General features: G+C 59.0%; 24 protein-coding genes and 5 pseudogenes. 9 read left to right on the top strand and 20 right to left on the bottom strand.

Features of this window, described 5'->3' with window-relative positions:
* Nucleotides 1-289: 289 nt before the first annotated feature.
* The 3 genes from WC026_RS07000 (at nucleotide 290) to WC026_RS06990 (ending at nucleotide 3,667) form a co-directional block, all read left to right on the top strand.
* The gene (locus WC026_RS07000; RefSeq protein WP_372710108.1) at nucleotides 290-583 is read left to right on the top strand and encodes a hypothetical protein; all 294 of its coding nucleotides are present in this window, start codon (nucleotides 290-292) and stop codon (nucleotides 581-583) included.
* Complete coding sequence (locus WC026_RS06995; RefSeq protein ID WP_372710107.1) at nucleotides 580-2,160, top strand: recombinase family protein; 1,581 nt, start codon at nucleotides 580-582, stop codon at nucleotides 2,158-2,160. The genes WC026_RS07000 and WC026_RS06995 overlap by 4 nt, the downstream gene beginning before the upstream one ends.
* A gap of 637 nt (nucleotides 2,161-2,797) precedes the next feature.
* The gene (locus tag WC026_RS06990; RefSeq protein ID WP_372710106.1) at nucleotides 2,798-3,667 is read left to right on the top strand and encodes a hypothetical protein; all 870 of its coding nucleotides are present in this window, start codon (nucleotides 2,798-2,800) and stop codon (nucleotides 3,665-3,667) included.
* 84 nt (nucleotides 3,668-3,751) lie between these two features.
* Here the strand turns inward: WC026_RS06990 and WC026_RS06985 are convergent.
* Nucleotides 3,752-4,145, bottom strand: a pseudogene (locus WC026_RS06985) (molybdopterin-dependent oxidoreductase); the annotation flags it as partial.
* A 222-nt stretch (nucleotides 4,146-4,367) separates the two neighbouring features.
* Here WC026_RS06985 and WC026_RS06980 point away from each other — a divergent pair.
* The 3 genes and pseudogenes from WC026_RS06980 (at nucleotide 4,368) to WC026_RS06970 (ending at nucleotide 5,780) form a co-directional block, all read left to right on the top strand.
* Complete coding sequence (locus WC026_RS06980; protein WP_372710105.1) at nucleotides 4,368-4,676, top strand: hypothetical protein; 309 nt, start codon at nucleotides 4,368-4,370, stop codon at nucleotides 4,674-4,676.
* A 497-nt stretch (nucleotides 4,677-5,173) separates the two neighbouring features.
* Nucleotides 5,174-5,491 (top strand): annotated as a pseudogene (locus tag WC026_RS06975) (KilA-N domain-containing protein); the annotation flags it as partial.
* Between the two features lie 61 nt (nucleotides 5,492-5,552).
* Nucleotides 5,553-5,780: a hypothetical protein gene (locus WC026_RS06970; RefSeq protein ID WP_372710116.1), complete on the top strand. Its 228-nt coding sequence runs from the start codon at nucleotides 5,553-5,555 to the stop codon at nucleotides 5,778-5,780.
* Between the two features lie 71 nt (nucleotides 5,781-5,851).
* Here the strand turns inward: WC026_RS06970 and WC026_RS06965 are convergent.
* The 8 genes and pseudogenes from WC026_RS06965 to WC026_RS06930 all read right to left on the bottom strand — a co-directional run.
* A pseudogene (locus WC026_RS06965) lies at nucleotides 5,852-5,956 on the bottom strand (IS1595 family transposase); the annotation flags it as partial.
* Between the two features lie 318 nt (nucleotides 5,957-6,274).
* A complete protein-coding gene (locus WC026_RS06960; protein ID WP_372710104.1) occupies nucleotides 6,275-7,006 on the bottom strand; it encodes a DUF4396 domain-containing protein in 732 nt (243 codons plus the stop codon).
* A 60-nt stretch (nucleotides 7,007-7,066) separates the two neighbouring features.
* Nucleotides 7,067-7,270 carry a DUF305 domain-containing protein gene (locus tag WC026_RS06955; RefSeq protein ID WP_372710103.1) on the bottom strand — a complete coding sequence of 68 codons (204 nt, stop codon included), beginning with the start codon at nucleotides 7,268-7,270 and terminating at the stop codon, nucleotides 7,067-7,069.
* A gap of 527 nt (nucleotides 7,271-7,797) precedes the next feature.
* Nucleotides 7,798-8,097 (bottom strand): copper-binding protein, encoded by a 300-nt coding sequence (locus tag WC026_RS06950; RefSeq protein WP_372710102.1) that lies wholly within the window; start codon nucleotides 8,095-8,097, stop codon nucleotides 7,798-7,800.
* Nucleotides 8,098-8,153: 56 nt separating this feature from the next.
* Complete coding sequence (locus tag WC026_RS06945) at nucleotides 8,154-8,642, bottom strand: plastocyanin/azurin family copper-binding protein (protein WP_372710101.1); 489 nt, start codon at nucleotides 8,640-8,642, stop codon at nucleotides 8,154-8,156.
* A 20-nt stretch (nucleotides 8,643-8,662) separates the two neighbouring features.
* Nucleotides 8,663-10,048, bottom strand: coding sequence for a multicopper oxidase family protein (locus WC026_RS06940; protein WP_372710100.1), 1,386 nt, complete (start codon nucleotides 10,046-10,048; stop codon nucleotides 8,663-8,665).
* Nucleotides 10,049-10,063: 15 nt separating this feature from the next.
* Entirely contained in the window at nucleotides 10,064-11,383 is a 1,320-nt protein-coding gene (locus WC026_RS06935; RefSeq protein WP_372710099.1) for a TolC family protein, read from the bottom strand.
* A 144-nt stretch (nucleotides 11,384-11,527) separates the two neighbouring features.
* Nucleotides 11,528-11,776, bottom strand: a complete 249-nt coding sequence (locus WC026_RS06930) for a hypothetical protein (RefSeq protein ID WP_372710098.1) — start codon at nucleotides 11,774-11,776, stop codon at nucleotides 11,528-11,530.
* Nucleotides 11,777-12,479: 703 nt separating this feature from the next.
* Here WC026_RS06930 and WC026_RS06925 point away from each other — a divergent pair.
* Nucleotides 12,480-13,808, top strand: coding sequence for a hypothetical protein (locus WC026_RS06925; protein WP_372710097.1), 1,329 nt, complete (start codon nucleotides 12,480-12,482; stop codon nucleotides 13,806-13,808).
* A 46-nt stretch (nucleotides 13,809-13,854) separates the two neighbouring features.
* On the opposite strand, the gene WC026_RS06920 is transcribed toward WC026_RS06925, so the two are convergent.
* Nucleotides 13,855-14,049 (bottom strand): hypothetical protein, encoded by a 195-nt coding sequence (locus WC026_RS06920; RefSeq protein ID WP_372710115.1) that lies wholly within the window; start codon nucleotides 14,047-14,049, stop codon nucleotides 13,855-13,857.
* A 193-nt stretch (nucleotides 14,050-14,242) separates the two neighbouring features.
* Here WC026_RS06920 and WC026_RS06915 point away from each other — a divergent pair, with 193 nt between their 5' ends.
* Together WC026_RS06915 and WC026_RS06910 are read left to right on the top strand one after the other, a co-directional pair.
* Nucleotides 14,243-14,515 carry a metal/formaldehyde-sensitive transcriptional repressor gene (locus WC026_RS06915; RefSeq protein WP_372710096.1) on the top strand — a complete coding sequence of 91 codons (273 nt, stop codon included), beginning with the start codon at nucleotides 14,243-14,245 and terminating at the stop codon, nucleotides 14,513-14,515.
* Between the two features lie 110 nt (nucleotides 14,516-14,625).
* Nucleotides 14,626-15,720 carry a nickel/cobalt efflux transporter gene (locus WC026_RS06910; RefSeq protein ID WP_372710095.1) on the top strand — a complete coding sequence of 365 codons (1,095 nt, stop codon included), beginning with the start codon at nucleotides 14,626-14,628 and terminating at the stop codon, nucleotides 15,718-15,720.
* Nucleotides 15,721-15,770: 50 nt separating this feature from the next.
* On the opposite strand, the gene WC026_RS06905 is transcribed toward WC026_RS06910, so the two are convergent.
* The 10 genes and pseudogenes from WC026_RS06905 to WC026_RS06860 form a co-directional block, all read right to left on the bottom strand.
* Nucleotides 15,771-18,977 (bottom strand): efflux RND transporter permease subunit, encoded by a 3,207-nt coding sequence (locus WC026_RS06905; RefSeq protein ID WP_372710094.1) that lies wholly within the window; start codon nucleotides 18,975-18,977, stop codon nucleotides 15,771-15,773.
* Complete coding sequence (locus WC026_RS06900; RefSeq protein ID WP_372710093.1) at nucleotides 18,974-20,446, bottom strand: efflux RND transporter periplasmic adaptor subunit; 1,473 nt, start codon at nucleotides 20,444-20,446, stop codon at nucleotides 18,974-18,976. Before WC026_RS06900 ends, WC026_RS06905 begins: the two co-directional genes overlap by 4 nt.
* Complete coding sequence (locus WC026_RS06895) at nucleotides 20,443-20,838, bottom strand: FixH family protein (protein ID WP_372710092.1); 396 nt, start codon at nucleotides 20,836-20,838, stop codon at nucleotides 20,443-20,445. The genes WC026_RS06900 and WC026_RS06895 overlap by 4 nt, the downstream gene beginning before the upstream one ends.
* A gap of 104 nt (nucleotides 20,839-20,942) precedes the next feature.
* A complete protein-coding gene (locus WC026_RS06890; protein ID WP_372710091.1) occupies nucleotides 20,943-21,320 on the bottom strand; it encodes a hypothetical protein in 378 nt (125 codons plus the stop codon).
* Nucleotides 21,321-21,463: 143 nt separating this feature from the next.
* Nucleotides 21,464-21,850 carry a DUF302 domain-containing protein gene (locus tag WC026_RS06885; protein WP_372710090.1) on the bottom strand — a complete coding sequence of 129 codons (387 nt, stop codon included), beginning with the start codon at nucleotides 21,848-21,850 and terminating at the stop codon, nucleotides 21,464-21,466.
* Between the two features lie 6 nt (nucleotides 21,851-21,856).
* Nucleotides 21,857-22,438, bottom strand: coding sequence for a Spy/CpxP family protein refolding chaperone (locus WC026_RS06880; RefSeq protein WP_372710089.1), 582 nt, complete (start codon nucleotides 22,436-22,438; stop codon nucleotides 21,857-21,859).
* Between the two features lie 153 nt (nucleotides 22,439-22,591).
* Nucleotides 22,592-22,879: a pentapeptide repeat-containing protein gene (locus tag WC026_RS06875; RefSeq protein ID WP_372710088.1), complete on the bottom strand. Its 288-nt coding sequence runs from the start codon at nucleotides 22,877-22,879 to the stop codon at nucleotides 22,592-22,594.
* Between the two features lie 24 nt (nucleotides 22,880-22,903).
* Nucleotides 22,904-22,963 (bottom strand): annotated as a pseudogene (locus tag WC026_RS06870) (pentapeptide repeat-containing protein); the annotation flags it as partial.
* A gap of 49 nt (nucleotides 22,964-23,012) precedes the next feature.
* Nucleotides 23,013-23,096: pseudogene (locus tag WC026_RS06865) on the bottom strand (pentapeptide repeat-containing protein); the annotation flags it as partial.
* A 212-nt stretch (nucleotides 23,097-23,308) separates the two neighbouring features.
* Complete coding sequence (locus WC026_RS06860; RefSeq protein ID WP_372710087.1) at nucleotides 23,309-23,950, bottom strand: cation transporter; 642 nt, start codon at nucleotides 23,948-23,950, stop codon at nucleotides 23,309-23,311.
* Nucleotides 23,951-23,973: the final 23 nt, after the last annotated feature.

Below are 23,973 nucleotides of genomic sequence, written 5' to 3'. Positions count from 1 at the left end.
GCTTCATCCCCGCCCTCGCGCCGACGCAGGCACAGGGCTCCAATCTGCCGCACTTTTAGTCCGGCGCGGCCGAACAAATCAGCCGCTTCTGTGAGGGATTATTGCTCCGGCTTTTACACCCCTCGTTCGGAGCCTCCTTGCGCTTTCGACCCCCGCTCTCGCCGAGCGGCAGGGGTGCATGCGCACCCCCTTTCTTATTTCAAGTGATGCTAGTGCTAGCGCCATCTTGAGCGCTTCCACCCAAGCAGAACCGCTAGCGTTGATAGATTGGCGCAGAAGGGAGTGCGCCATGCCTCATACGTCATTCGATCCGCAAAATTACCTCCATCACCTCGAAGGCATGGATCTCAACGAGGCTGAGAAAGCCGAGTTCATCCGCACGCTTTGGCTGATTGCGCAGTGCTTCGTCGATGATGCGTACAGCGGGAGCGCGGCACCCGATGTTTCTCAACTAAAATCGGGCTTTGACGCTGCCAATGTTGTAAACTTGTCTGCATTCAGACAAACCCGCGCCACAGCAGCGAACGACAACGCCGCATCGCGCGCAAAGAAGGAGCCTAGCGCCCGAAGGAAAAAAGCATGAGCGCCAACGACAACACATCAACGCAGACCACCCGCGCCGTCATCTATGCCCGCGTTTCCAGCGTCAAGCAGGTGGAGGAGGGCCACGGCCTTGAATCCCAAGCCATGCGTTGCCGGGAATATGCCGAGCGGAAGGGCTATGCGGTCGTAGAGACCTTTTTCGATAAGGCTATCTCCGGCTCTCTGTCCGAACGGCCCGGCGTGATGGCCATGCTTTCCTATCTCAAGCACCACAGCCGCACGGGCGAAATCGCTGTCATCATCGACGATATCAGCCGTCTTGCGCGTGACACCCGCGTTCATACCGATCTGCGCCTTGCGATCAGCCTGGCTGGCGGCAAGCTGGAAAGCCCCTCGATTACCTTTGGGGATGATTCCGACTCCATCTTTGTTGAGAACGTGCTTGCTAGTGCTAGCCAGCATCAGCGCCAGAAGAACGGCGAGCAGACCAAGAACCGGATGCGCGCCCGCGCTATGAACGGCTATTGGGTGTTTCGTGCGCCAACGGGCTACACATACGGGAAGGTTGCCGGGCACGGGAAACTGCTGGTGCGCGATGAACCGCTGGCTTCCATCGTGCAGGAAGCACTTGAGGGCTTTGCGTCAGGGCGCTTCCAGACGCAAGCAGACGTTAAGCGCTTCCTTGAAAGCCAGCCTGAATATCCCTGCAAGACCGAAGCAGGAGCTGTTCGTTTTGAGGAAGTGCTGCGCCTTCTCACCCGTCCGCACTATGCCGGATATATCGAAGCACCAGAGTGGGGAGTATCCCTTCGCAAGGGCCATCACGAGGGCCTGATCGATCTTCAGACCTATGAGGCCATCCAGCGCCGCATCAAGGGCGGGCTACGCCTGTTCTCTGCCAACGATATCGGCGAAGACTTCCCGCTGCGAGGCTATGCCGCTTGCGCCGATTGCGGCGGGCCGCTCACCGCAGGCTGGTCAAAGAGCAAGACCGGGAAGAAGCACCCTTACTATCTCTGCTTCACCAAAGGCTGCGCGTGCCGTGGCAAGTCTATCAAGCGCGATATGCTCGAGGAGCAGTTCGGCGCGTTGCTGGAGGGCCTGCGCCCGTCAGCGCAAACCGCTGGCTTGTTCAAAGACCTGTTCTTCAAAGCGTGGGATGAGCGCGGCAGCCGTACCGAAGAAATCGCCAAGGCCCTGCGCGATGACCTCCGCAAGACCGAGCAGCAGATCGAACAGATGCTTGACCGCATCGTGGGGACATCGACAGCCACCGTCATCGCGGCCTATGAGCGCCGCATCGCCAATCTCGAAAGAGAGAAGCTCATCATCATCGAAAAGCTGCAATCCAACGCCTTCCCCAAGCGTGGCTCTGCCGCTCAGTTTGAACTCGCCTTCCGCTTCCTCGAAAACCCGCATGAACTTTGGGTTTCTGAGCGACTGGACGACAAGCGGCTGGTGCTGAAATTGACCTTCGCAGACCGCTTGGCCTACTGCCGGAATGGAGGGTTTAGAACCCCGCAAACCACCTTACCGTTCAAGGCTTTAGAGGCGGTTCAGGGCGGGAAATGCAAAATGGCGGAGAGAGTGTCCGCCTCGCAGCGAACTGACGACTGAAATATCTGAGATAATTGACGTGTTTTGCACTAGCCACCCTGCTAATCACCCTGTCGACAATTGATTGCGGGGGCGTGCAACCATCTTGATTTGCAACTCGCAAAGCTTCTGTCGGTTCTGCTTTAGCAGGGCGCTAGCAAAGATCCGGTGTGGGGGTTCGAGCTTCAGGACGTCTTTGGCTGAACTTGCGGATGCAGGCCGCCAACTTTCACGCTCATCACCGCGACGAGATTGGCAATTCGGATCGCTATCTCTCCGGATGGCAGCAGTTTCCGCGTGAACGTCTCAACACTACAGCCGAATGCATGACGATTAGCGGGCAGCGTGGGTTGGGTCCAACCACCTGCGCGGCATCACGTTCCAACGGGCCGGGGAGCCGCGGGCCTATCCATAGTTCGTCCCAGTCCCCGCCGACCGAGAGCGTAAGCGAATTACTCCATGAAGATTGCGATCTGCTCCAGCAGGATCGAGGATCCTTCGGTCGTTGCGGTCTTGGTGCAGCGGAACGGCCGGTAATTGAGCTCCTCCGGGTCACTCGCGCCAAATTTTTTGCAAGACTGCATAGTTGACTTTTTTAGTAATATTCGCCTAGCTGAACGAGCGATGGCAAGAGGCGCCTCGCGCGGTCGGGGGAAACATGGAGCATCTTGGGCTATCCGTTGGGGGCTTCACTCTATGCGTCTCGCTGCTGTTCGCATCGGGGACGCGCGCCGGACAAGACGCCAACTTCATTTTGTACAATCAGCATATGGAGGAAAAAGGCTCTACCGAATTCGAGGTCTTCTCCGACTACTCCCACGTCGGCAAAGGCGATCCCAATTATACCGCTCAGCTTTTTGAATTCGAGTACGGCGTTACCGAACTCCTCACGACTGCCGTCTATCTCGAAGGGGTGAAGACGTTCGAAGGCAATCAGAACTATGACTTTGGCAGTTTTCGGTTCGAAAACCGCTTACGCCTGTTCGAAGAGGAGACCCTCCTCAACCCGGTCCTCTACGCTGAGTACGAATACAAAAAGCCGTTGAGCCGCTTTGTCCGCGCGGTTGTCGGTCGCACTGACGGGGAGAAAGAAGGGGAAGAGGGAGGCACGCAAGAGAGCGAGCACGAACTCGAAACCAAGCTGATTATCGGACGCGACTTGACGAGCAATTTGAATGTCGCATTCAACACTATCCAGGAAATCAATTTCAACAATGGGCTCTGGTCCTTCGGATACGCAGCCGGCCTGAACTATGCGTTCTTCCGTGCAGCCGAGGCGTCGAACCTGATTGACGCCGGAGAATCTGGGTTGGAGAAGATGACAGTTGGGCTTGAACTCTACGGCGGTCTCGGCGACTCTGAAAAGGGCTTCACATTTAGCGGCAGCAAGACCGAGCAATATGTCGGCCTCAATCTTCGGGCCGACTTCAAAAACGACTTCCACGCCGGCATTGGAGGCGCGTTCGGGCTCACGGATCAAAGTGAAGACGCGATCGTGCGATTGACGGCTGGTTACGAATTCGATTGATGGGCCTGGTCCATGCTGATTAACAGATTGTGGCTTAACGGAGAGAAGTGAAATTGCGAGGCACCTGATGAGATGCAGCTTGCCCTAGATCCCCGCGTACCATTCGTAGCCACGGTCCTCCCAGTAGCCCCCATTACCACCTGCGATATTTGCGAAGCTGTCTGTGATCTGAATGCTCTGGATGTACTTAGCTTGCTTGTCGCCAACCGTAGCCGTAGCGGCACGTCAAGCGCACTTCCGTTGAGCGCATAAGCAATCAGCGTTTGCGGGTGAAAGGCATCCTTTAGACCGATGCTCTCGTAATATTGCCCAGGACTTTGCTCACCACCTTTCGTGGGCTTGCCCGAAAGATTGTCGGCGCAGTGGAACACCACGTACCGCGCCTGCGGACTCACTCCTGCGGCGTTGAGCAGGAGCCCGAGATGAACGCCGCCGGCCATCCCTCGACGCAGTCATGTTTGGTGATTTGCGACCTTGCTTAGCAAATGCAGGAAGGCGATGAATGCCAGATTCTCCTAATTTGGTGTCGCGAAGGAACGGTCAGAGCACCGTCTTTTGCGCGGACTGATCACTTCCGACCGCTCCTCAAAACGCGACACCAGCGGACACCGTGCCGCTAGATTCTATAAGCGAACATTAATGCCGGAACTTGGGGTGTCCTGATGATCGCCCAGGTTGGAAGATCGGTCTGAAGATGGGCTTGGGCGGTTTCGGCAGCTTCGTCGGCTTTGGAGCGCGCATGATATTTCCTGGGCCAATGAGCATGGCCGACCCTCATGTTGCCACCGCACTTGTTAAGAAACGTGCCGAACTCTCCGGCGACATCGAAGCCACCCAAGCCAAACTCCGGCAGATGATCTTGGACCTAGAGTCCTTGGACAAGACGCTTTTGATGTTCCATCCTGACTACAAAATCGAGTGCATCAAACCCAAAGCGGAAGACCGGTCAAAGCGGGGAGAGATGTCTCGGATCATTCCGGGATACTGCGGCAATCAACGGAACCGATGACCAGCTCCGATATCGCTGTTGGATTGATCGCGGAGCGGGCGTTGGATCAGACAGACGCCATGCTGCATCGGCTGATGACGAAACGCGTTGGCGGGGCGCTCAGAGGCTTACGGGATCGCGATGTGGCCAGATCCGAACCGGAACCGGAAATGTCAGTCTTGTGGTGCCTATCGAGATGAGGCGATCTTGACTGATCCACGGCTTCCGTTGCCCGCGTGTATCACTTTTCGACTGATCGAGATGGATTTCGGCAACAACGCGGCGTCATCTTGCGCGCGCAGAGTTGCACAAACGCGAAACAAGCGGCGCTTGGCTTGACGCGCAACTGCCGAGACAAATAAGCAGAAAGGGTCCACCTGCAATCCTTTGGACGGGAATAGCGCAGATGAACCCTTGAAACCTTGGTGGCGCATGGCGCCATACCAAGCGAATCTTGTCTCGCGTATTCGCCCCCTATTGGTTAAGCGCCACCGCGCAACACCGCTATCATCACGGGGGTGCTTGTGAACAATCTTGTTCCGCATAACATTGAAGGCGAGGTCGTCGGACAGCGCGTAAGAGATGGCTACATCAATGCGACGGCGATGTGCAAAGCCGCCAAGAGACTTTGGGCGGACTATCTCCGTCTGAAGTCATCCAAAAAAATCGTCGTCGCACTGGAAGCCGATATGGGAACTCCCATATGGGAACAAATTCAGATGGTTAGGGGCGGCTTTCCGGAATTGCAGGGTACGTGGGCGCGCCCGCAGGTTGCCATTAACTTGGCTGTCTGGTTGCCACCGCGTTTCGCAGTGCAAGTTTCGAAATGGATCTACGACTGGATGACCCGAGCAGGGGACAAAAAAGGCCGAGGTACCCTTCCATTTGCGCCGCTACATGGCGAACTACAACAACGTTCCGACCGGACACTTTTCGGTTCTCACCGAAATCACGCTTGCTCTCATCGCCCCAATGGAGGTGATTGGCTACACGCTGCCGGAACGCCTTTGGCCGGACATCTCAGAAGGCTTGATGTTCGCGAGCTGGCTCCGCCTGAAGTACGGAATCGAGACCAGGAGTCTCCCGATGTACAACACGTTTTCCACGACGGCCGCCGCCCAGTGATGGCGCGAGCGTATCCGGAAAGGCTGTTGGGTGATTTCCGCAGCGACGATCAACGCGGTCTGCCTCACGTTCTCTGACGCCATCGCTTCGCGGATCTTGTGGAACATCACCCAAGCCGCTTTGTGCTGCACATCGAGGTCGCGAGCAAGCTGCACGCCGGAGGGTTTCTTCCCACCACGCGGCTTTTTCAGCCTCACGCGCAATCAGCGCGTCGGCAGCGGCATCAAAGGCAGAGCTTACGCTGGGGTAGGCACCTTTTTCGACGAGTTCGCGAATAAGAGCTGCGCGGTCTTTATCAACGCTGATGCTGAATCGTTCGGTATTTGCCATATGCGTGTGCTTTTATTGTGCGTATCTTATTACTTATTGCACAACACGACAAAAGTATTTTTGAATAAGCTGACACTGCTATAATTTGAAAAATGCGCAAAGCCATATAATTCAAATAATTAGACACGCATAATGTATCTTATGTTAAATGGCCGCGCGCTTTCTTACATTTTTTCCTTAAGCCCTGTCCGCAGAAGCCACCAGTTCACCGGATAGCTCGTGATGAACCCACAAATCATCGCGATTTGCATCATGAACCAGAATTCGGGCGTATTGACTTTGAGTTCAGTCCCTAGAATATCTCGGAAAATCCAAAAGAATGCCACCGCCATAAAGCCATACATTCCGATCTGCCAAGCCGTCAGAGACAGCGTATCTGCTTTTATCGCCGCCCAAATACCTTCTGCAAACCCAAGATTCCGCATGGGTGCAATCGTGTAATATTGAAAGAAAATGCCGAAGAGATAGGCAAATATATAATCAAGGATCCAAACCGCAAATATTTTCTCTGAAAATACCGTATGCCATCCAAGCCAGACCGCTATGGCTGGGAAGCTAAAGGCCAGCCATTCCGCGATGATGTCACCAAGCGTGCAGCCGCTTCCGCAATGAGAGGCTGCTTCTCCAACCATGACTGGGAAAGGCTTGCCTTGGTTCGGAGGTGGGTGCTTCTGTTCCTTCGCTCGCATCACCTGCTCCTTGGTGGCAAGCCGTCCGTATTTGAAATAGGCCCAAAGCCAAAATACAGTTCCGAATAGCGCAGTGATCGGCCAAACGACGTTCATGATCCACATGTGCTGTGGGTGAATCACTTCATCGACGACGATGACAAGTGCGCAGCCTGCACCCAGCAGGAGGGTAGCCACTGACAGGATATGAAGCCACTGTGGGACCACTTTACGGTCTCCTGCTTGGTTTGCTCCTACGGGTTTATGGGTTACCCATTCGTTCGCGTATCATTTGCCGTGTTCGTGAATAATGGTCTGGAGCCTGCGGATGCTCTTTTCCTTTTCAGAAATGATGTTCTGCGCTTCTTCCCGCGCCTTCTCGCTCTTCCCGTATTTCAGTTGAATCTTGGCCATGTCGACGGCGCCCTGGTGGTGGGGAATCATCTTGGCCGCGAATGCCACGTCCGGGTCGGGCGAGTTGGCTTCCATCATGGACTTATATCCGCTGCATCGCCGTCATGTACCCATGAGGACTCGGCAAGCACCGGGCCCGCCATCATCACCAGGGATAGAACGATGCAAGAGATCTGGTTCATTCATTGAACTCCTTACTTGTTGATGTCACCACCTGCACAACAGCTTCGTCTGCTGGTGGTTTCGCGCCATTGGGAAAACGCGACGTTCTCGTCAGAATTCCATATGGATCATTTGTCATGATGCGGATGCTGACGGGAATGCGGGTGCGCCCTGCGATGTTCGCCACTGCCTGAGAACCTTGCGGTATTTGGCGTCAGCGGCTCCCGTGGATCTTTCTTGAAGCAGACGGCAAAGCGACCGCGATCGTTATGGCAATGACGGTCTTTGCGCGTATCGACGAGGGTGAACTCTGTCTGCGGCGGAGCTCCTGCGCCTGACAATGCGAGAGCGACGATTATGCTGGCCAGCTGCATCTTAGCTCCCGGAACCTTTTGTTTGATTTTGTACGAATTGCCGTGAGCCTTTCGGCTCACGGCAGAAGCTCATTGGCTTTTTTCGATGCTCATGACCGTTATCTGGCCATTTACCTTGTCGGCACTGAACTTGACTTTATCGCCCGGCTTCACCTGCTTGAGCAGGGCTGGGTCGTTCGCTTTGAAGACCATGGTCATGGCGCCCATGTCGAGATTGGTGATGGCCTCGTGTTTGATGGTCATCTTGCTCGCGGATTCATCGACCTTTTTGACCTCGCCGTTGATCATCGGGAGGTCGGCGGCGTGCGCCATTCCGGTGATCGCCAAGGCTGCGAGAGCAAGTATCAATGCCTGGGGGGACCGTCTCATAGGGATACTCCTAGTGCTGTTGGATGGATGCGGAATGCTCCGCTGATGCAGTCGTGTCATTTGACCACGACCTTCCCGTGCATCCCGGCTTCGTAGTGACCAGGGATAAGGCACGCGAACTCGAACACGCCGGGCTTTGTGAACCGCCAGAGAAGCTCAGCCGTCTTGCCGGGCTCCACCGTTTGGACGTTGGGTTCATCGTGAACCATTTCGGGGTTCTTCTGCATTTCGATCAGGTGGCTTGCGTTTTGCGCGACCGACGCGAGGTGAAACTCGTGTTTCAATGCGCCGGCATTGTTGATGACAAATTCGATCTGTTCTCCACGCGCGACCTCAATGCTCGCTGGCGCGTACATCATCGCGCCGTCCCGCTCGGACATTGTGATCTGAATGGTTCGGAACTGCTTCGTAGGATCGCCGGGCTCGCCGGCGGCATAATCATCATCGTCCTCATGCGCGCTGGCCTGCATCAGCGCCGACGGCATGGTATGGATCGCGGTGCCGAGCACAAATGCGACGGCGAAAGCCTTCATGGTACGATTCATCAACTACTCCCTATTGCTGATCAGTGATTCATGGGACCGGTGGGTTTCACGACATGCAGTTCGACGTCGCCGGGCGTTGTGGGAGGCTGCTGCGCCTCATCCGCTTTCGCGAGATCACCGGTCCATTCCCGTGCGACCGAACCTTCGGGATGCTTGAACCAACCAGGATCCTTGTAGTCGTTGCGGTCGAGACCTTCCCGGACCTTCAGCACCGTGAACATGCCGCCCATTTCGATTGGGCCGTATTGCCCAAAGCCCGTCATCATCGGCAATGTATTATCGGGCAGCGGCATCTCCATCTCGGCCATGTCGGCGCCGCCAGCCTGGCCCATGGGCATGTAGCCGTCGGGGATGACCTTCGCGATCTTCTTCTGCATACTTTTGAGATCGACACCGACATACGTTTTCACGTCATGTCCCATCGCATTCATGGTGTGGTGCGACTTGTGACAGTGGAACGCCCAATCGCCTGGGTTGCTCGCGACAAACTCCACTGCGCGCATCTGGCCGACCGCGCAGTCGACGGTGACTTCAGGCCAGCGCGCTTCCGGCCGCGTCCAGCCGCCGTCGGTGCAGGTCACTTCGAACTCGTGGCCATGAAGGTGGATCGGATGGTTCGTCATGGTGAGGTTGCCGAACCGGATGCGCACCCGATCATCCTTACGGACCACCATGTGGTCGATGCCGGGGAACGCGCGGCTATTGAAGGTCCAGAGATTGAAATCGAGCATGGTGTTGACCTTGGGCACGTAAGAGCCCGGCTCGATGTCATAGGCGTTGAGCAGGAACACGAAGTCGCGGTCAACGCGATGGACGGTGGGATCCTTGGGATGCACGACGAAGAAGCCCATCATTCCCATGGCCATCTGCAGCATTTCGTCGGCGTGCGGATGGTACATGAAGGTGCCCGACCGCCTGAGCTCGAACTCGTATGCGAAGGTCTGACCAGGCTTGATCTGCGGCTGGGTGAGTCCACCAACGCCATCCATTCCGTTCGGCACCGGCATTCCGTGCCAATGGATTGTGGTGTGTTCCGGCAGCTTGTTGGTGACGAAGATCCGGACCTTGTCGCCCTCGACGCCTTCGATGGTCGGACCGGGTGACTGGCCGTTATATCCCCACAGGTGCGCCTTCATTCCCGGTGAGATCTCGCGCACCACCGGTTCCGCGACCAGGTGAAACTCTTTCCAGTCGCCATTGCGGCGCCACGGAAGTGACCAGCCATTGAGCGTGACGACCGGCTGGTAATCAGGGCCACTCGAGGGATATAGCGGCGGCTGCATGAGCGGAGACGGTTGGGTCGGCGCTTCTGGCACGCCCGCGAATGCAACACGTCCGGTGACTTGGCTCACGCCGGCAAGCGCGATGCCTGAACTTGCGATGAAACTGCGGCGCGAGAGACTCATGCGCTGGTATCCTTCCTAATTGCTTTGTGAGCTGGCTTGCGTCGGCCCTGATGAAGCTCCGGACAGCCCCCCTCCCCCGACCGTCGCGGCATGCAGGTCGGCCTCGGCAATCCAGAAATCGCGCTTGGCATCGATCGCCCGCTGGTTGGCCGCAATGCGGTCGCGGGAATCGGTCAGCAACCCGAAAAGGTCGGAGAGCATGCCGTTGTAGTTGAGGAGAGTTTGCTCGGAGATCGTTTCTCGCAGCGGCAAGACGGTTTTTTCGTAGTAGCGGGCGATATCGTACGAGCCCCGGTATGCCTGGTAAGCCTGACGGGCGTCGGCGCGCGCGTTGACCGACCTGTCGATGAGCATGTTGACGGCGCGCAGATAGGTTTCTTCGGCACGGCGGGTTTTCGTTTCCCCGAAATCGTAGATCGGGATTTCGAAGGTGAGTTGATAGCCGCTGCGCGGTGTGCGTTCTCCCTGCCGAATCTCGTTGCGGTCGACTCCGCTCGCCTCGAGCCTGTTGATGAAGCGCGTCGCGTGGGTAAGGCCATACTCCTTGGCCAATGCGGCAAGGTCCATGCGGGCGATTTGGATATCGACCCGCGACATCACGGCTTGCGCCTCTACGTCAGCCACCTTTATCGGCGAGGATGGGAGGGGCGGGAGCTTATTCGGCAAACGGTAGGTCAGGTCACCGCCCCAAAGTCCGAGCGCGCGGTTGAGGGCCTCGCGCTCGCTGCGCTGCATGAGGCGCGCGGTCGCGAGTTCGCCCACCACCTCCGCATAGAAGGCGTGTTCCCGGGCTTGCTCGAGCTTGGGCATGGCGCCGGTCTCGCCCAGCTTTTTCGCGAGTTCCGACACCGCCTCGGCCGAGGTGCGCGACTGTTCCAAGAAGGTCACCGATTGTGCCGTAGCCACCGCGCGATAATACGCGCGACGCGCCTCCCATGCCGCAGATAGGCTGGCCTGCAACGCCCGCGCTTGCGCCACCTTGAAACGGTCTTCGGCGATGGCCCGCCGACGCGGCAGCGTCAGCAACGCCAGGATGTTCTGCGTAACCTGGCGTTCGATCTCGAGTTCGGCACCCGTCAGATGCACCAGGGAGAATGACGGCGCGGGAGGCAGGCTTGCTTCGACCATCTCCGTCTCGGAGACGCCCAGCTCGTTGTAGGCCGCCTGAAGTGCGCGGTTGTTGAGCAAAGCAATCTCGACAGCTTTGTTGGCGGTGAGCGGCGTCGCGAGCAGCGCGGCAACGCGCGCGTGCGCGGCGGCCGCATCGGCCTCGTCCCTGATCTTGAGCGCGGCTGTCCCGACGATGGCGCCGGTCTGGTCTGCGACGAGTGTCATTCCGCCGTCCTTTGAAAACGTCGCGCAGCCGCCGAGCAATAAGCCGGCTGCCGCGATTGCGATGATGGTCCCTGCGCCCCCGCGCCGTCCCATCCCCTGCTCTCCCCCCTGCATCGACTTCACATCTCCTCAGGTGTGCGCTGGTCAGTGCTTGTCATGTTCCGGCACGGCCTTTCCGTTGGATGGTGCGGGCGCGACGCGCCGGTTCACGTCGCCCCACGGTGCGGGATCCACAGGCTGGAAGCTTTTGGCCCCGGCATTGACGGGTGCGTACTGGCCGCTGCCGGTTCGGACGGGGCGGTCGGGCATCTGGCCGCTGACAGGCCACGGTGGTCCATCGCTCCAACCCGCGAGTGCCGGGATGAGCATTGCGATCGCCAAGCGATACAGCATGGGAGCCTCGTAAGGTGAGGTATGACGTCGGTACCGAGCCAGAGGCTCGATCGACCGGTGAATGAATGTGAATTGCGCGGAGGCGATGCGCCTGACCGCGAGGGGGCTGTTCGCGTTAGCCCACGTCTAGCTGGACGCAATTAGACTCTTGGCGGCCTTTCAAGACCGAAGAGTGCTCTTAAGTGCGTTGAGGGCTCGTCATGCGGAGGTCCGACGCGTTCGCTACGGGCGTGCTGGGGCAGCGCCCATGTTCCATCCGTGATTGCCGAGGCAGAAGGCCCGCAGGGCGCGCAGTGAGACATTCCCTCGCAGCAGCATGACCCATTGCAGTGCCCGCCCGGAAGCGAAGATCCATTTTCAAAATAGCTGGAATGGGACGCTTGGTCGGCGCCGCCGCTGCCCATGTCGGCCGATGCGGTTGGCGGATGTTCATGGCCGTATGCGCCGTGCGCGTTGGCGGCCGCTGGGAGCCCCAGCAGCACGAACACGGTCAGCGCAAAAAATGTAAGCCAGCCTCGCAACTGATTCGGTCCTCGATCTCCGCGCTATTCTCGACACCAATCGATTCTAACTCAAGCGCATACAGGCGACACGGTTCCGGTGTCGCATGCTTGTTGTTGCGGCGCAACTTCCCAAGTGATGTGGCTGGTCGTGCTAAATAGTGACTGCCCCCACGAGCAACGACTACACCGAAGGAACGAGCATGAACACAGAAGCGGCGCACGATATCGAACGGCTCAATACCGACTGTGCGTGCGTCACGCTCGATATTGCGGTTCTGCGGCAAGCGGCTGAAGAAGTCGTGAACGATCCCGCCTTCTTCCGCGAGCTCGCGAAGACGCACCCCTATTTGCTCGCGGCGCAACCGTTGTTCCTGTCTGCAGCTCACGCCGCGCAAATGCAGACGATCATACGCGGCATCGAGAGGATTGCCGGTCTTCCATACTACCAATCCGCCGTCTTGGAGCATGCCCCCGAGATCTCGCGCTTCCAGCCGGGGCCCGTTGGGGTCTTCATGGGCTATGATTTCCATTTAGGAGCGGACGGGCCAAAACTTATAGAGATCAACACCAATGCCGGTGGTGCTCTAATCAATGCCTACCTGTTGCAAGCTCAACGCGCGTGTTGCAGTGAGACGGCAATCTCAGCTGATATGCCTTGCGATCTGCCAACACTTGTAGGCCGGTTCATGGCGAGCTTTGAAAGTGAATGGTCCCGTCAAGGCCGAACAAGCAAACTGAAGTCGATCGCGATCGTGGATCAATCTCCGAAAGAGCAATACCTCTATCCTGAATTCATCCTGTTCCAAAAGATGTTTGAAGCCTACGGCATAGCCGCATTCATTTCGACGCCGGAGGCGTTGTCCTTTCGTGATGGCGCCTTGTGGCATGGGGAGCAGCGTGTGGATCTCGTCTATAACCGTCTTACGGATTTCAACTTGTCCCAACCGGAGAGCGAAGCCCTTCGAAACGCCTATAGAGCAGGTCAAGTGGTGCTAACGCCAAATCCGCGTGCACATGCGCTGTTTGCGAACAAGAGCAACCTAGCCGTCCTCACCGACGAGACCCTGCTTCGGCATTGGGGTGTGGCCGAGGAGCTGATCGCCACGCTGAATAACGGCATACCTCGGACTGAGTTGGTGAAGCTCGCCGACCCCAACGAATTGTGGGGCCGACGCAACAAGCTGTTCTTCAAGCCGAGTTCAGGATTCGGCAGCAAAGGCGCCTATCGTGGGGAGAAACTTACGCGCAAGGTATGGAACGAGATCTTAATGGAAGATTACGTGGCGCAGGCCATTGTGCCTCCCAGCACTCGGACAATCTCGGTAGACGGCCAAATTCAGAGCATGAAGGCGGACCTGCGAAATTATACTTACGGTGGCGAAGTTCAATTGATCGCCGCCCGTATTTACGAGGGACAAACCACCAATTTCCGGACACCAGGTGGTGGATTCGCGCCGGTGTTCGTCGGTAACGGAAATCAACCACGCGCCTGTATGGTGGCAAGAGAGTTGGAGCGGGACTCGGATTGACCCTGCGCTCCTGTCGGGGGATGCGTCCCGCGATCGAGATCACGTCCTACAGACCCGAAATCGTCAGGCCGTAGCGTGCGAGCTGTGCGCGATCGGGGAGGATCTCGAGATAATACCCACCCATGACATGCTCTGCATAGGCGCTGGAGGTGCCTGGGCCCGATTTGAGAACGATTTTCACCTGGCGGGCGAAGGAACCGCCGAAGAGTGGCGCCTCATCGACGAGCATGAGTCTCACCACCCCGAAGACGTCAATCGCGCCGCTAAACTGCCGCTCTAGCCTGTATTCGTGCTGGAGTTCAAGCGCACAAATTCCGAAGAATGATCCGGTTTCCACTGCGTCGTTGTGTGAAGCACGAAATCGATGTCATCATTTTTACTTTGACCATTATAGGGTACCCCACTATATTATCAACGCTCCGGGAGGCCCGCTCATGGCACACACGATCAAAGAGAAATCGAGGCTCGTTGCCAGGGTGCGGCGGCTCAAGGGCCAAATCGATGCCATAGAACGTGGACTGGAAGCCGAGGTTGGATGCGCTGACATTCTGCAGCTCGTCGCGTCCGTTCGCGGCGCATTTAATGGGCTCACCGTCGAGCTGATCGAAGACCACATTCGGAATCATGTCGTCGCAGCGAAGAACAATGATGAGCGCGCGGCAGGTGCCGACGAACTCATCGATGTCGTGCGCTCATACCTCAAATGAAGAAGTTACTTTGAAGAATAGCCTGGTACCCAGCGCCTGCGCCGACGAAAAACATGCCACAACGTGGCGTAGGGAGCGTTTCAACGCCTCGAATAAGAATGTCCGTACCCATGAGTGATTTTTTCTCTCTTCTTCAATCTGGCAACGCCTGGCTATTCATCCCAAGCGCGATTCTTCTTGGTGCCCTTCACGGCCTTGAGCCCGGGCACTCGAAGACCATGATGGCCGCTTTCATCGTTGCCGTTCGCGGCACCGTCGGTCAGGCGATTTTGCTCGGACTGGCGGCAACCCTTTCTCATACCGCCGTGGTCTGGGCCATCGCGCTCGCGGGGCTTCACTTCGGCTCGCAATTCAACACCGAAGCGACAGAGCCCTACCTGCAGTTGGTTTCCGCCGTGCTGATCATTGGCGTTGCACTCTGGATGGTGTGGCGTACCCGGCAGGAGGTGAAGGCTCACAGCCATCATCACAGCGATGAGGTACGAGAAATCGATACCGGCCACGGCGTATTAAGCCTCGAAGTATTCGAAGGCGGTGTGCCGCCGCGATGGCGGATTCGCTCTCTCTCCGGGTCCGCGCTTATCGCCTCAGATCTCGCCGTTAAGACCACCCGCCCTGACGGGGCGACGCAGGACTTCACTTTCGCATCGCGCGGGGACTACCTCGAGTCCTTTGAAGAAATTCCCGAACCCCACGAATTCAAGGCCAGCCTCACGCTGAGCCATGGAAACCATGCGCACAGCTATGCCGTGGCGTTCCACGAGCATGATCATCATCACGCGGAGAACACCGGCCTCGATGTCAGCGACGGTGAGTATGCCGATGCCCATGAACGCGAGCATGCGGAGGACATCCGCCGGCGTTTCGCCGATCAGCACGTGACGACTGGTCAGATCGTCATGTTCGGTCTCACCGGTGGACTCATCCCCTGCCCGGCCTCGATAACGGTGCTGTTGCTATGCCTGCAATTGAAGAAATTCACACTGGGCGTGGCCTTGGTTCTATGCTTCAGCATCGGGTTGGCGGCGACAATGGTGGCTGTAGGGGCGGCAGCCGCGCTAAGCGTCCAGCACGCCTCCAAGCGCTGGTCAGGATTTGGAGACCTCGCACGACGTGCGCCCTACTTTTCCAGCGTGCTGATCATTTTGGTGGGACTGTATACGGCGTATCTCGGAATCAAGGGGCTAGGCGTGACGCACTACTAAGCAGCATCTCGCCAAACGAGATCAGTTGTTTTGTCAGCACGGGCCTGATCTCACTCACCCAGTCCCTTGAGGCTTTCTTCCGAAGCGCCATCGTTTTGCTTTCCACTCGCTCTCAGTGAAGCTCTATGACTGTGAGTGGTTACCCTGCCTCTCAAGCGCCAGCCCTTCACCAACCCATAGATCGCCGGGATGACGATCAGCGTCAGCAGCGTGGACGACACCATGCCGCCGATCATCGGTACCGCGATGCGCTGCATCACCTCCGAGCCAGTCCCGGTACTCCAGAGAATGGGCAGAAGCCCCGCCATGATGGCGACCACCGTCATCATCTTCGGCCTGACGCGCTCCACCGCGCCGACCATGATGGCGTGATAGAGGTCCTCGCGCGTGAATGGGCGCTTGGCGAGCAGGCACTCCGCATGGATCTCGCGCGCGGCTTGGTCGAGGTAGATCAACATCACCACGCCGGTCTCGGCCGCGACGCCGGCGAGCGCGATAAAGCCCACCGCCACCGCCACGGAGAGGTTGAAGCCAAGCCACCACATCAGCCAGAAACCCCCGACCAGCGCGAACGGCAGCGACAGCATGACGATGAGCGTTTCGGTAAGGCGCCGGAAGTTGAGGTAGAGCAGCAGGAAGATGATCATGAGCGTCACCGGCACCACCATTTCAAGGCGGGCCTCGGCGCGTTCCATGAATTCGAACTGCCCGCTCCAGACGAGATAGGTCCCCGGCGGCAGCTTTACCTTCGCATCCACCGCTTTCTTGGCATCAGCGATATATCCGCCGAGGTCGCGGTCGCGAATATCAACGTAGACGTAAGTGGCGAGCTTGGCGTTCTCGGTGCGGATGGTGGTCGGGCCTTGCGTGAGCTTGATATCGGCGACCTCTCCCAATGGCACCGTGCCGCCGCCTGGCAACGACACCACGACGTCTTTGGCGATGGCTTGCGGGTCCGAGCGCAGGTCGCGCGGATAGCGCAAGGCGACCGTATACCGTTCGCGCCCTTCCACCGTGGTGGTGAGCGGCTCGGCGCCAAGCGCCATCGAGATCACATCCTGCACGTTCGAGATCATCAGCCCGTAGCGGGCGAGTTGCTCCCGATTGGGGATGATTTCGAGGTAATAGCCGCTCATTACTCGCTCGGCATAAGCGCTGGAGGTGCCTGGGACGGATTTGAGGACGGTTTCGACTTGGCGGGCGACCTGCTCCATGGCGGTGAGGTCGGAACCGATGACCTTGATGCCGACCGGCGTGCGAATGCCGGTCGATAGCATGTCGATGCGGGCCTTGATGGGCATGGTCCAGGCATTGGAGACGCCGGGGAACTGCAACGCCTTGTCCATCTCGGCCACGAGGCCGTCGGTCGTGATACCCGGCCGCCAATCCTCCTTGGGCTTGAGGTTGATCACCGTCTCGTACATCTCGGTGGGCGCCGGGTCGGTGGCGGTCTCCGCGCGTCCCGCCTTGCCGTAGACCGAGGCGACCTCCGGAAATGACTTGATAATGCGGTCCTGCGTCTGCAGCAGTTCCGCCGATTTCGTCACCGAAATTCCCGGCAACGTGGTCGGCATGAACAACAGCGTGCCCTCGTTGAGGCTGGGCATGAACTCGCTGCCGATTTTTGTCACAGGCCACACCGAGACCGCGAGGATGAGCACCGCGAGCCCGATGGTCAGCGTCTTGGCTTTCAGCACCCTTTTGATGACCGGGCGATAGATGGCGATGAGCGCCCGGTTGATCGGGTTTTTTTTCTCAGGGATGATGCGGCCGCGTACAAAAATCACCATCAGCGCCGGCACCAGCGTCACCGACAGCAATGCCGCCGAAGCCATGGCGAACGTTTTGGTGAAGGCCAGCGGACCGAATAGGCGGCCCTCCTGCGATTCCAGCGTGAATATCGGCAGGAACGACACGGTGATAACCAGCAGCGAGAAGAACAGCGCCGGACCAACCTCGCTTGCCGCGTCGATGAGGATCTGCAGGCGCGGTTTGCCGGGAGGCGCGCGCTCGAGGTGTTTGTGGGCGTTCTCGATCATCACGATGGCCGCGTCGATCATCGCGCCGATGGCGATGGCGATGCCGCCGAGGCTCATGATGTTGGAGCCCAGGCCCAGCATCTTCATCGCGGTGAAGGCCATGAGGATACCGACCGGCAGCATCAGGATGGCCACCAGCGCGCTGCGAACGTGCAGCAGGAAGATGATGCATACTAGCGCCACCACCACGCTTTCCTCGAACAGCGTGTGCTTGAGGGTTTCGATGGCGCGGTTGATGAGCTGCGAGCGGTCGTAGACCGGGATGATCTCGGTCCCGGCCGGAAGCGACGGCATGATCTCCTTGAGGCGCGCCTTGACGTTATCAATGACGGTGAGCGCGTTGGCGCCGGAGCGCTGCAGGGCGATGCCGCTTGCAACCTCCCCTTCCCCGTTGAGTTCGGCAATGCCGCGACGCTCGTCGCCCGCGAGCTCGACATGGGCCACGTCCTTGAGCAGCACCGGCGTGCCGCCGTCGGACTTGACCATGATGTTGTTGAGGTCATCGATGCCGCGCAGATAACCGCGTCCTCGAATCATGAACTCATGCTCAGAGAGCTCAAGCGTGCGGCCACCGACGTCCATGTTATTGCCGCGAATGACGTCGCGGATTTTGGATAAGGGAATGTTGAGCGCGCGGAGCCGGCTGGGATCGACGATTACATTGTACTGTTTGACGAAGCCGCCGACGCCGGCCACTTCCGCCACGCCCTCGGCCTTAGACAGGCCGAAACGCACGTCCCAATCCTGCATCGAGCGCAGGTCGGCCAATGATTTGTTCGGCGCCTGCAAGGCATACTGGTAAACCCAGCCCACGCCGGTGGCATCGGGACCCAGCGTCGGCGTCACACCGGTGGGCAAGCGCTTGGCGGCAGCACTCAGATATTCCAGCACGCGCGAGCGCGCCCAGTAGATGTCCGTGCCATCCTCGAAGATGATGTAGACGAACGAGACGCCGAAAAAGGAAAACCCGCGCACGACTTTGGAGCGCGGCACGGTGAGCATCGCGGTGGTCAGCGGATAGGTGACCTGGTCCTCGACCACCTGCGGCGACTGGCCGGGGAACTCGGTGTACACAATGACCTGGGTGTCCGAGAGGTCGGGGATGGCGTCCAGCGGCAAAGTCTTCACCGCCCAAACGCCCGCCACCACCACGAAGACGGTGGCGATGAACACCAACATCAGGTTCTTCGCCGACCAGGCGATGAGGCGGGCGATCATTGGGTGGCCTCCGTGCTCGACGGTATGGTGGGCGAAGGCGCGTCAAAGCCCTTCAGCGCCGATTGCAGGTTACTTTCCGCGTCGATCAAGAAGTTGCCGTTGACCACGACCTTGTCACCTTCCGAAAGCCCGCTCACGACCTCGCGAAATCCGTCACCCGTCCTGCCGAGTTTGATGTCGCGCGGCTCATAGCGGCCGTTGCCGAGGTCCATCAGCACCACCTGTCGGTTGCCGCTGTCGATCACCGCGCTGGCCAGTACCGAAAGGGCATCGCCGCTGCCGCCGGTCGCGATCTCGACATTGCCGTACATGTCGGGAAGCAACGCCATATCGGGGTTGGGCAGCTCAATCCGCACCTGGGCGGTACGCGTCTCCTTCATCAGATGCGGGTAAACCACCGTCACCCGGCCCTGGAACGTTCGGCCGGGATAGGCGCGCGTCATCACCTTCACGCGTTGTCCGGCCCTGACCAGCGCGATGTCGCCTTCGGCCACATCAGCCATCATCCACACCATGGAGTGATCAACGATGCGAAAGCCGACGTCGCCGGCCTTGAAGCCCTGGCCGTCGCTCCAGTTACGCTCCAGCACGTCTCCGCTGATTGGTGCCCGAATAGTGAACGTGTCCGGCACACTGCGACCATGCTTGACCTGGTCGATGAAGTCCTGGGTCACGCCGAGATTCTGCAGGCGGCGGCTGGCGCCGACCACGCCGCCGGGACCTTTGAGGCCGGGGGGCGTGAACGCGTCGTCGCCGCGCGTGAAGCCGGAATTCTGCTCGATGAGCAGCCGCGCGGCCTGGTCGAGGATTGCCTGGCCGAACACCGTTGCCAGCACATCGCCCTCCTTGACGTGCGTGCCGGTGGTGGCCTCGCCGACTTTGACGACGTAGCCATCGAACTTCGGCGCCACCACCGCGACGCGGCGCTCGTCGATTGCCACCGTACCCGGCGCCTGAATGGTGCGGGTGATGTGATGACGGCCAACCACCACGGTTTCCACGCCGGTGCGCTGAATCTTGCCCGGAGAAACCTTCACCGCTCCATCATCGCTCTCCTCGCCCTCGAACACCGGAATGTAGTCCATCCCCATCGAGTCTTTCTTGGGCGTGGGCGAGGTGTCCGGCAGACCCATCGGGTTGCGGTAAAACTTGATCTTTTTCGCGCCACCCGGTGCGTCGGCAACCTGCGCCACAGCCTTGGCTTTCGGACCGAAGGACACGTCCTCGCTGGCGAGGACCGGCACATAGGCCTGCCCACTGTCGGTGTTGCGCGGCGTCAGCGAATAGAACGCCTTGCCATTGGGATCGCGGTAATAGATCACCGGCCCGCTGGCGGCGGGATGCACTTCGGTCATGGCCGCTGGGGTGGTCATCGGCAGCTTGAGCATGCCGGTCTGGCCGGCCCACAGCCCGGCTGCCGCCGCAGCCAATATGGCTGCGACGGAAGCCAATCCCTTGAGCGAGCTCATTCGGTGGCCTTGACGATGAGCTTGTCCTCAACCGTCCCGGTCTCACCCTGCACCTTGGCGCCGAGCGACAAGGCCCATTCCCCGGCCATGCCGAGGTCGGTCTTGAAGCGGTAGACGCCGGGCTCGGTGGACGAGGTCAGCTCGATCGGGGCGGTCATCATCTCCATGCCGTCCGGGCCCATGTCGATGCGCTTGGCGAAGATCACGGCGTCGGCGATGCCACGGCCCGAAGGCTTGTGCACCAGCTTGACCGAAATGACGGCCGCGCCCTCTTTTACTTCCTTGTCGAGAAGCTGGAATTGGTAGTCCTTGGCATCGGCCAGAGCCGTGCCGGCCAAACCCATGAGCAACGCGACGCCGACGGCGGCCGCGCGCAACGAGAAAGGTTGCATGTTGGTAGTCTCCTATTGTCGTGAACCGGCGCGGGCCACCATGGCCGACGCTGCGCGAAGCCACGGCATCAGCCGTAGCCACAGTCACGCCCGATGGGCGCGGTTCAGACGCTGGGAGGACGGAGGAGCGGCGGGATGAGGGAACTGACGGTGACGCGCGACGGCGTCGGCATCACCCGTTCGCTGCGCACAACGCCTCGAAGGCGCGCCTCGGCGGCGGGTGGCGACAGGGGTTGGAAACATTTCACCAGGCAGCTGCCCATTTCCGGACAGAACTTCTGCGGGCAATTCGGACAGTGTTTGGCGGCTTTGGCGCAATCCATGTCTTTCGGCATGGAGGCCGTATCCATCGCGTGATCGCCAGTCGCCATCGCACTGGCCTGTCCCGCCATCGCGAAGGCGTAGGTCGCGGTCACAGGCATGGACAGCAGCGCCCCGAACATGGCGACCATGCCGAGGACCACAAACCAGCGCTGGAACAAACGGTTTCTCACGGACGGAGAATGGCACAGCTTCAGCTGAATCACAACTCAGCTGGGATCGCGGCGGCCACCCTGATTTCATTCTAAAGCTGTGGGAATGGCTTGCCTACGGCGACCTGGTTAAATCTGCGGGCCGACGAAACTCACAACGATGCGATTACCTTTTCCAACTTGCCGCGAACGATGCCTGCTTTCTCCAGTAGCAGCGGATTGTCGATCTTCGCCATCGACGCCACAGGATCGATTGCAGCAACTTCCACCACCCCTGGAGAAAGTTGCTGAACGATAACATTGCAGGGAAGCATGGTTCCGACCTTATCCTCAAGCTCAAGCGCCTGGTGGGCGAGTGTAGGATTGCAAGCGCCCAGGATCCTGTAAGGGCGGAATTCCACGCCGAGTTTCGCCTTTAGCGTCGTCGTGACGTCGACATCGGTGATGATGCCGAAACCCTCGTCCTTGAGCTTGGCGATGACCCTCGCCACTGCAGCGTCAAATGCGAGTGGCAGCGTTTTGTTAAAGTAGTAGCTCACGGCCCCTCACATCATGCAGCAGCCATTGCCGAGCAGGTAATCGGCCTTTTTCTTTTGGTCGTCACTGAGGGCTTTGTACAATGCCTCGGTGGCGGGTTTGATCGACTTCATGCTGTCGAGCATGCCCTGCATGGCTTCAAGGTGGGCATTCATGCGGTCGATCGCGCTGCCGGACTGCCACGTCTGCATCATCGTTGCGTGCATGCCCTGCATGGCCGTAGAACGCTGCTGGAGCGCGTCAACGTAGCCGTCCCAAACGGCCTTCTGCGCGTCGGTGATTCCGAGCTCGGCTTTAAGATAGGTAAGCTGACCCTGCAACATCGGCCCAGAGCCCATCATCATGCCGGGCCCCATCATCCCCGAGCCCATGCCTCCGTAGCCCATCATGCCGGGACCCATTCGGCCATTCCCCATCATGCCCTGGCCCATCATGCCGTAGCCGTTGCCCATCATACCCTGGCCCCATCCGCCATTTCCCATCATGCCGGAGCCTTGACCCTGGTTGCCGGGCGATTGTGCTGACGCGACCGAAGCAGTGACCGCCATCGCCGCAAAGAGGCCGATGAATACCCGTTTGTGCATATTCATTGCTTTTACTCCCTTGATTGTTGGCGATGGAGGAAACCTCCAAACGTAGGCCTAACGGGATAAGTGTAATTCAGTCCGACGAGATCATATTTGATGTTCGTCAAGCATCATCGCGACGATACCCTTCTGGCCATCCGCTCGAAAGCTAAGTGCCTAAAAAACTGCCGTGTTTCGATTGCGGGCATGGTCCAGGCCCTTCGCCTGCGCGAGGCCTTTCACGTTCTTGAAGACGACGCCGTATATGTTTGCATCCGTAAAATCGGTACCTTCGAGGGCCGCACCGGTGAGGTCGGCATTGGACAGGTCGGCCCTATTCAACATCGCGCCGTTCAGGTTTGCGCCCGCCATGTTGGCGAAAATCATATTGGCGCCCGTCAAATCCGCGCCCTCGAGGTTCGCGCCGCCAAACAGCGCCCCCGACAGGTCGGTCTGCTTTGGCATCTTGAACTGGTTCCGCTCGGTGCCCAGCCGCGCTCCTGAAAGATCGGCGTTGCGAAAGTCCGCACGGCTCAAGCGCGCGAAGATGCGGGCGTGCGAAAGTGGCGTGGGACAGATCTGCGCCGTTGAAATTCGCGCGGGCCAGCGTCGTGCGATCGAGTTTGGCGCCGGTGAGTTTCACGCCGGAGAGGTTGGCTCCCGTCAGGTCATCGCCGAGCATGTTGGCGCCGGCCAGATTGGCCTGCTTGAAATTGACGCCGCTCAGATCGAGAAGCGACAAGTCCTTGCCGGAATAATTGAGGCGCACGCCAGGTTTGGCCTGGAACAGCGCTTGAACGATATCACGGAGAGGCAGCTCTGCGGCGTGCGCGGATGCGACGAACGTCAAGACCGCTAACCAGCCGCAATACCTCAGTCGCATCTCGAACTCGCTTACGCGGTTATGGCTTCCCGACGCTCAGCCCAGGCCTGCCGGAGGATTTGCGTGGACGAGGACAGGAACACCGCCGCCATGATGCCGGCCACCACCAGGTCGGGCCACGCGCTGGTGCTGCCCCAGACCGCCACAGCGGCGATCATCACCGCGACGTTGCCGATGGCATCGTTGCGCGAGCACAGCCAGACCGATCGCACATTGGCATCGCCGTCTTTATAGCGCAGCAGCAGAAGCACGCTGCTCAGATTCACGGCCAACGCCAGGACACCGATTCCGCCCATGATTTCGGCGCGCGGCAAGCCGAGGACCAGGGCGTGATAGAGCGTGCTGCCGAACACCCAAAGCCCCATCAGCAACAGACTGCCTCCTTTGAGCAGCGCCGCCGCCGAGCGCACCTGCAGCGAGCGGCCAATGACGGCCATGCTGATGCCATACGTGAGGGTGTCCCCCAGGAAATCCAACGCATCGGCTTGCAGCGCTTGTGAACCGGCCAGTTGGCCGGCGAGCATCTCGACCAGAAACATGATGCCGTTCAAAGCGATCACGATCCACAGGACGCGCTTGTAGCGCGGGTCGAGGCCGTCAAAGCGTGGGTTTGAATGACAGCCGCATGCGGAAGATTGGCAGGCGTCGGACATGATATAATTCCCTTTCAGCCCCC

This window comes from Hyphomicrobium sp., from assembly GCF_041674905.1.
Classification (GTDB): Bacteria; Pseudomonadota; Alphaproteobacteria; order Rhizobiales; family Hyphomicrobiaceae; genus Hyphomicrobium_B.
The sequence above is the reverse complement of the archived record's forward strand: the minus strand, read 5'-3'. Positions and strand labels throughout refer to the sequence as shown.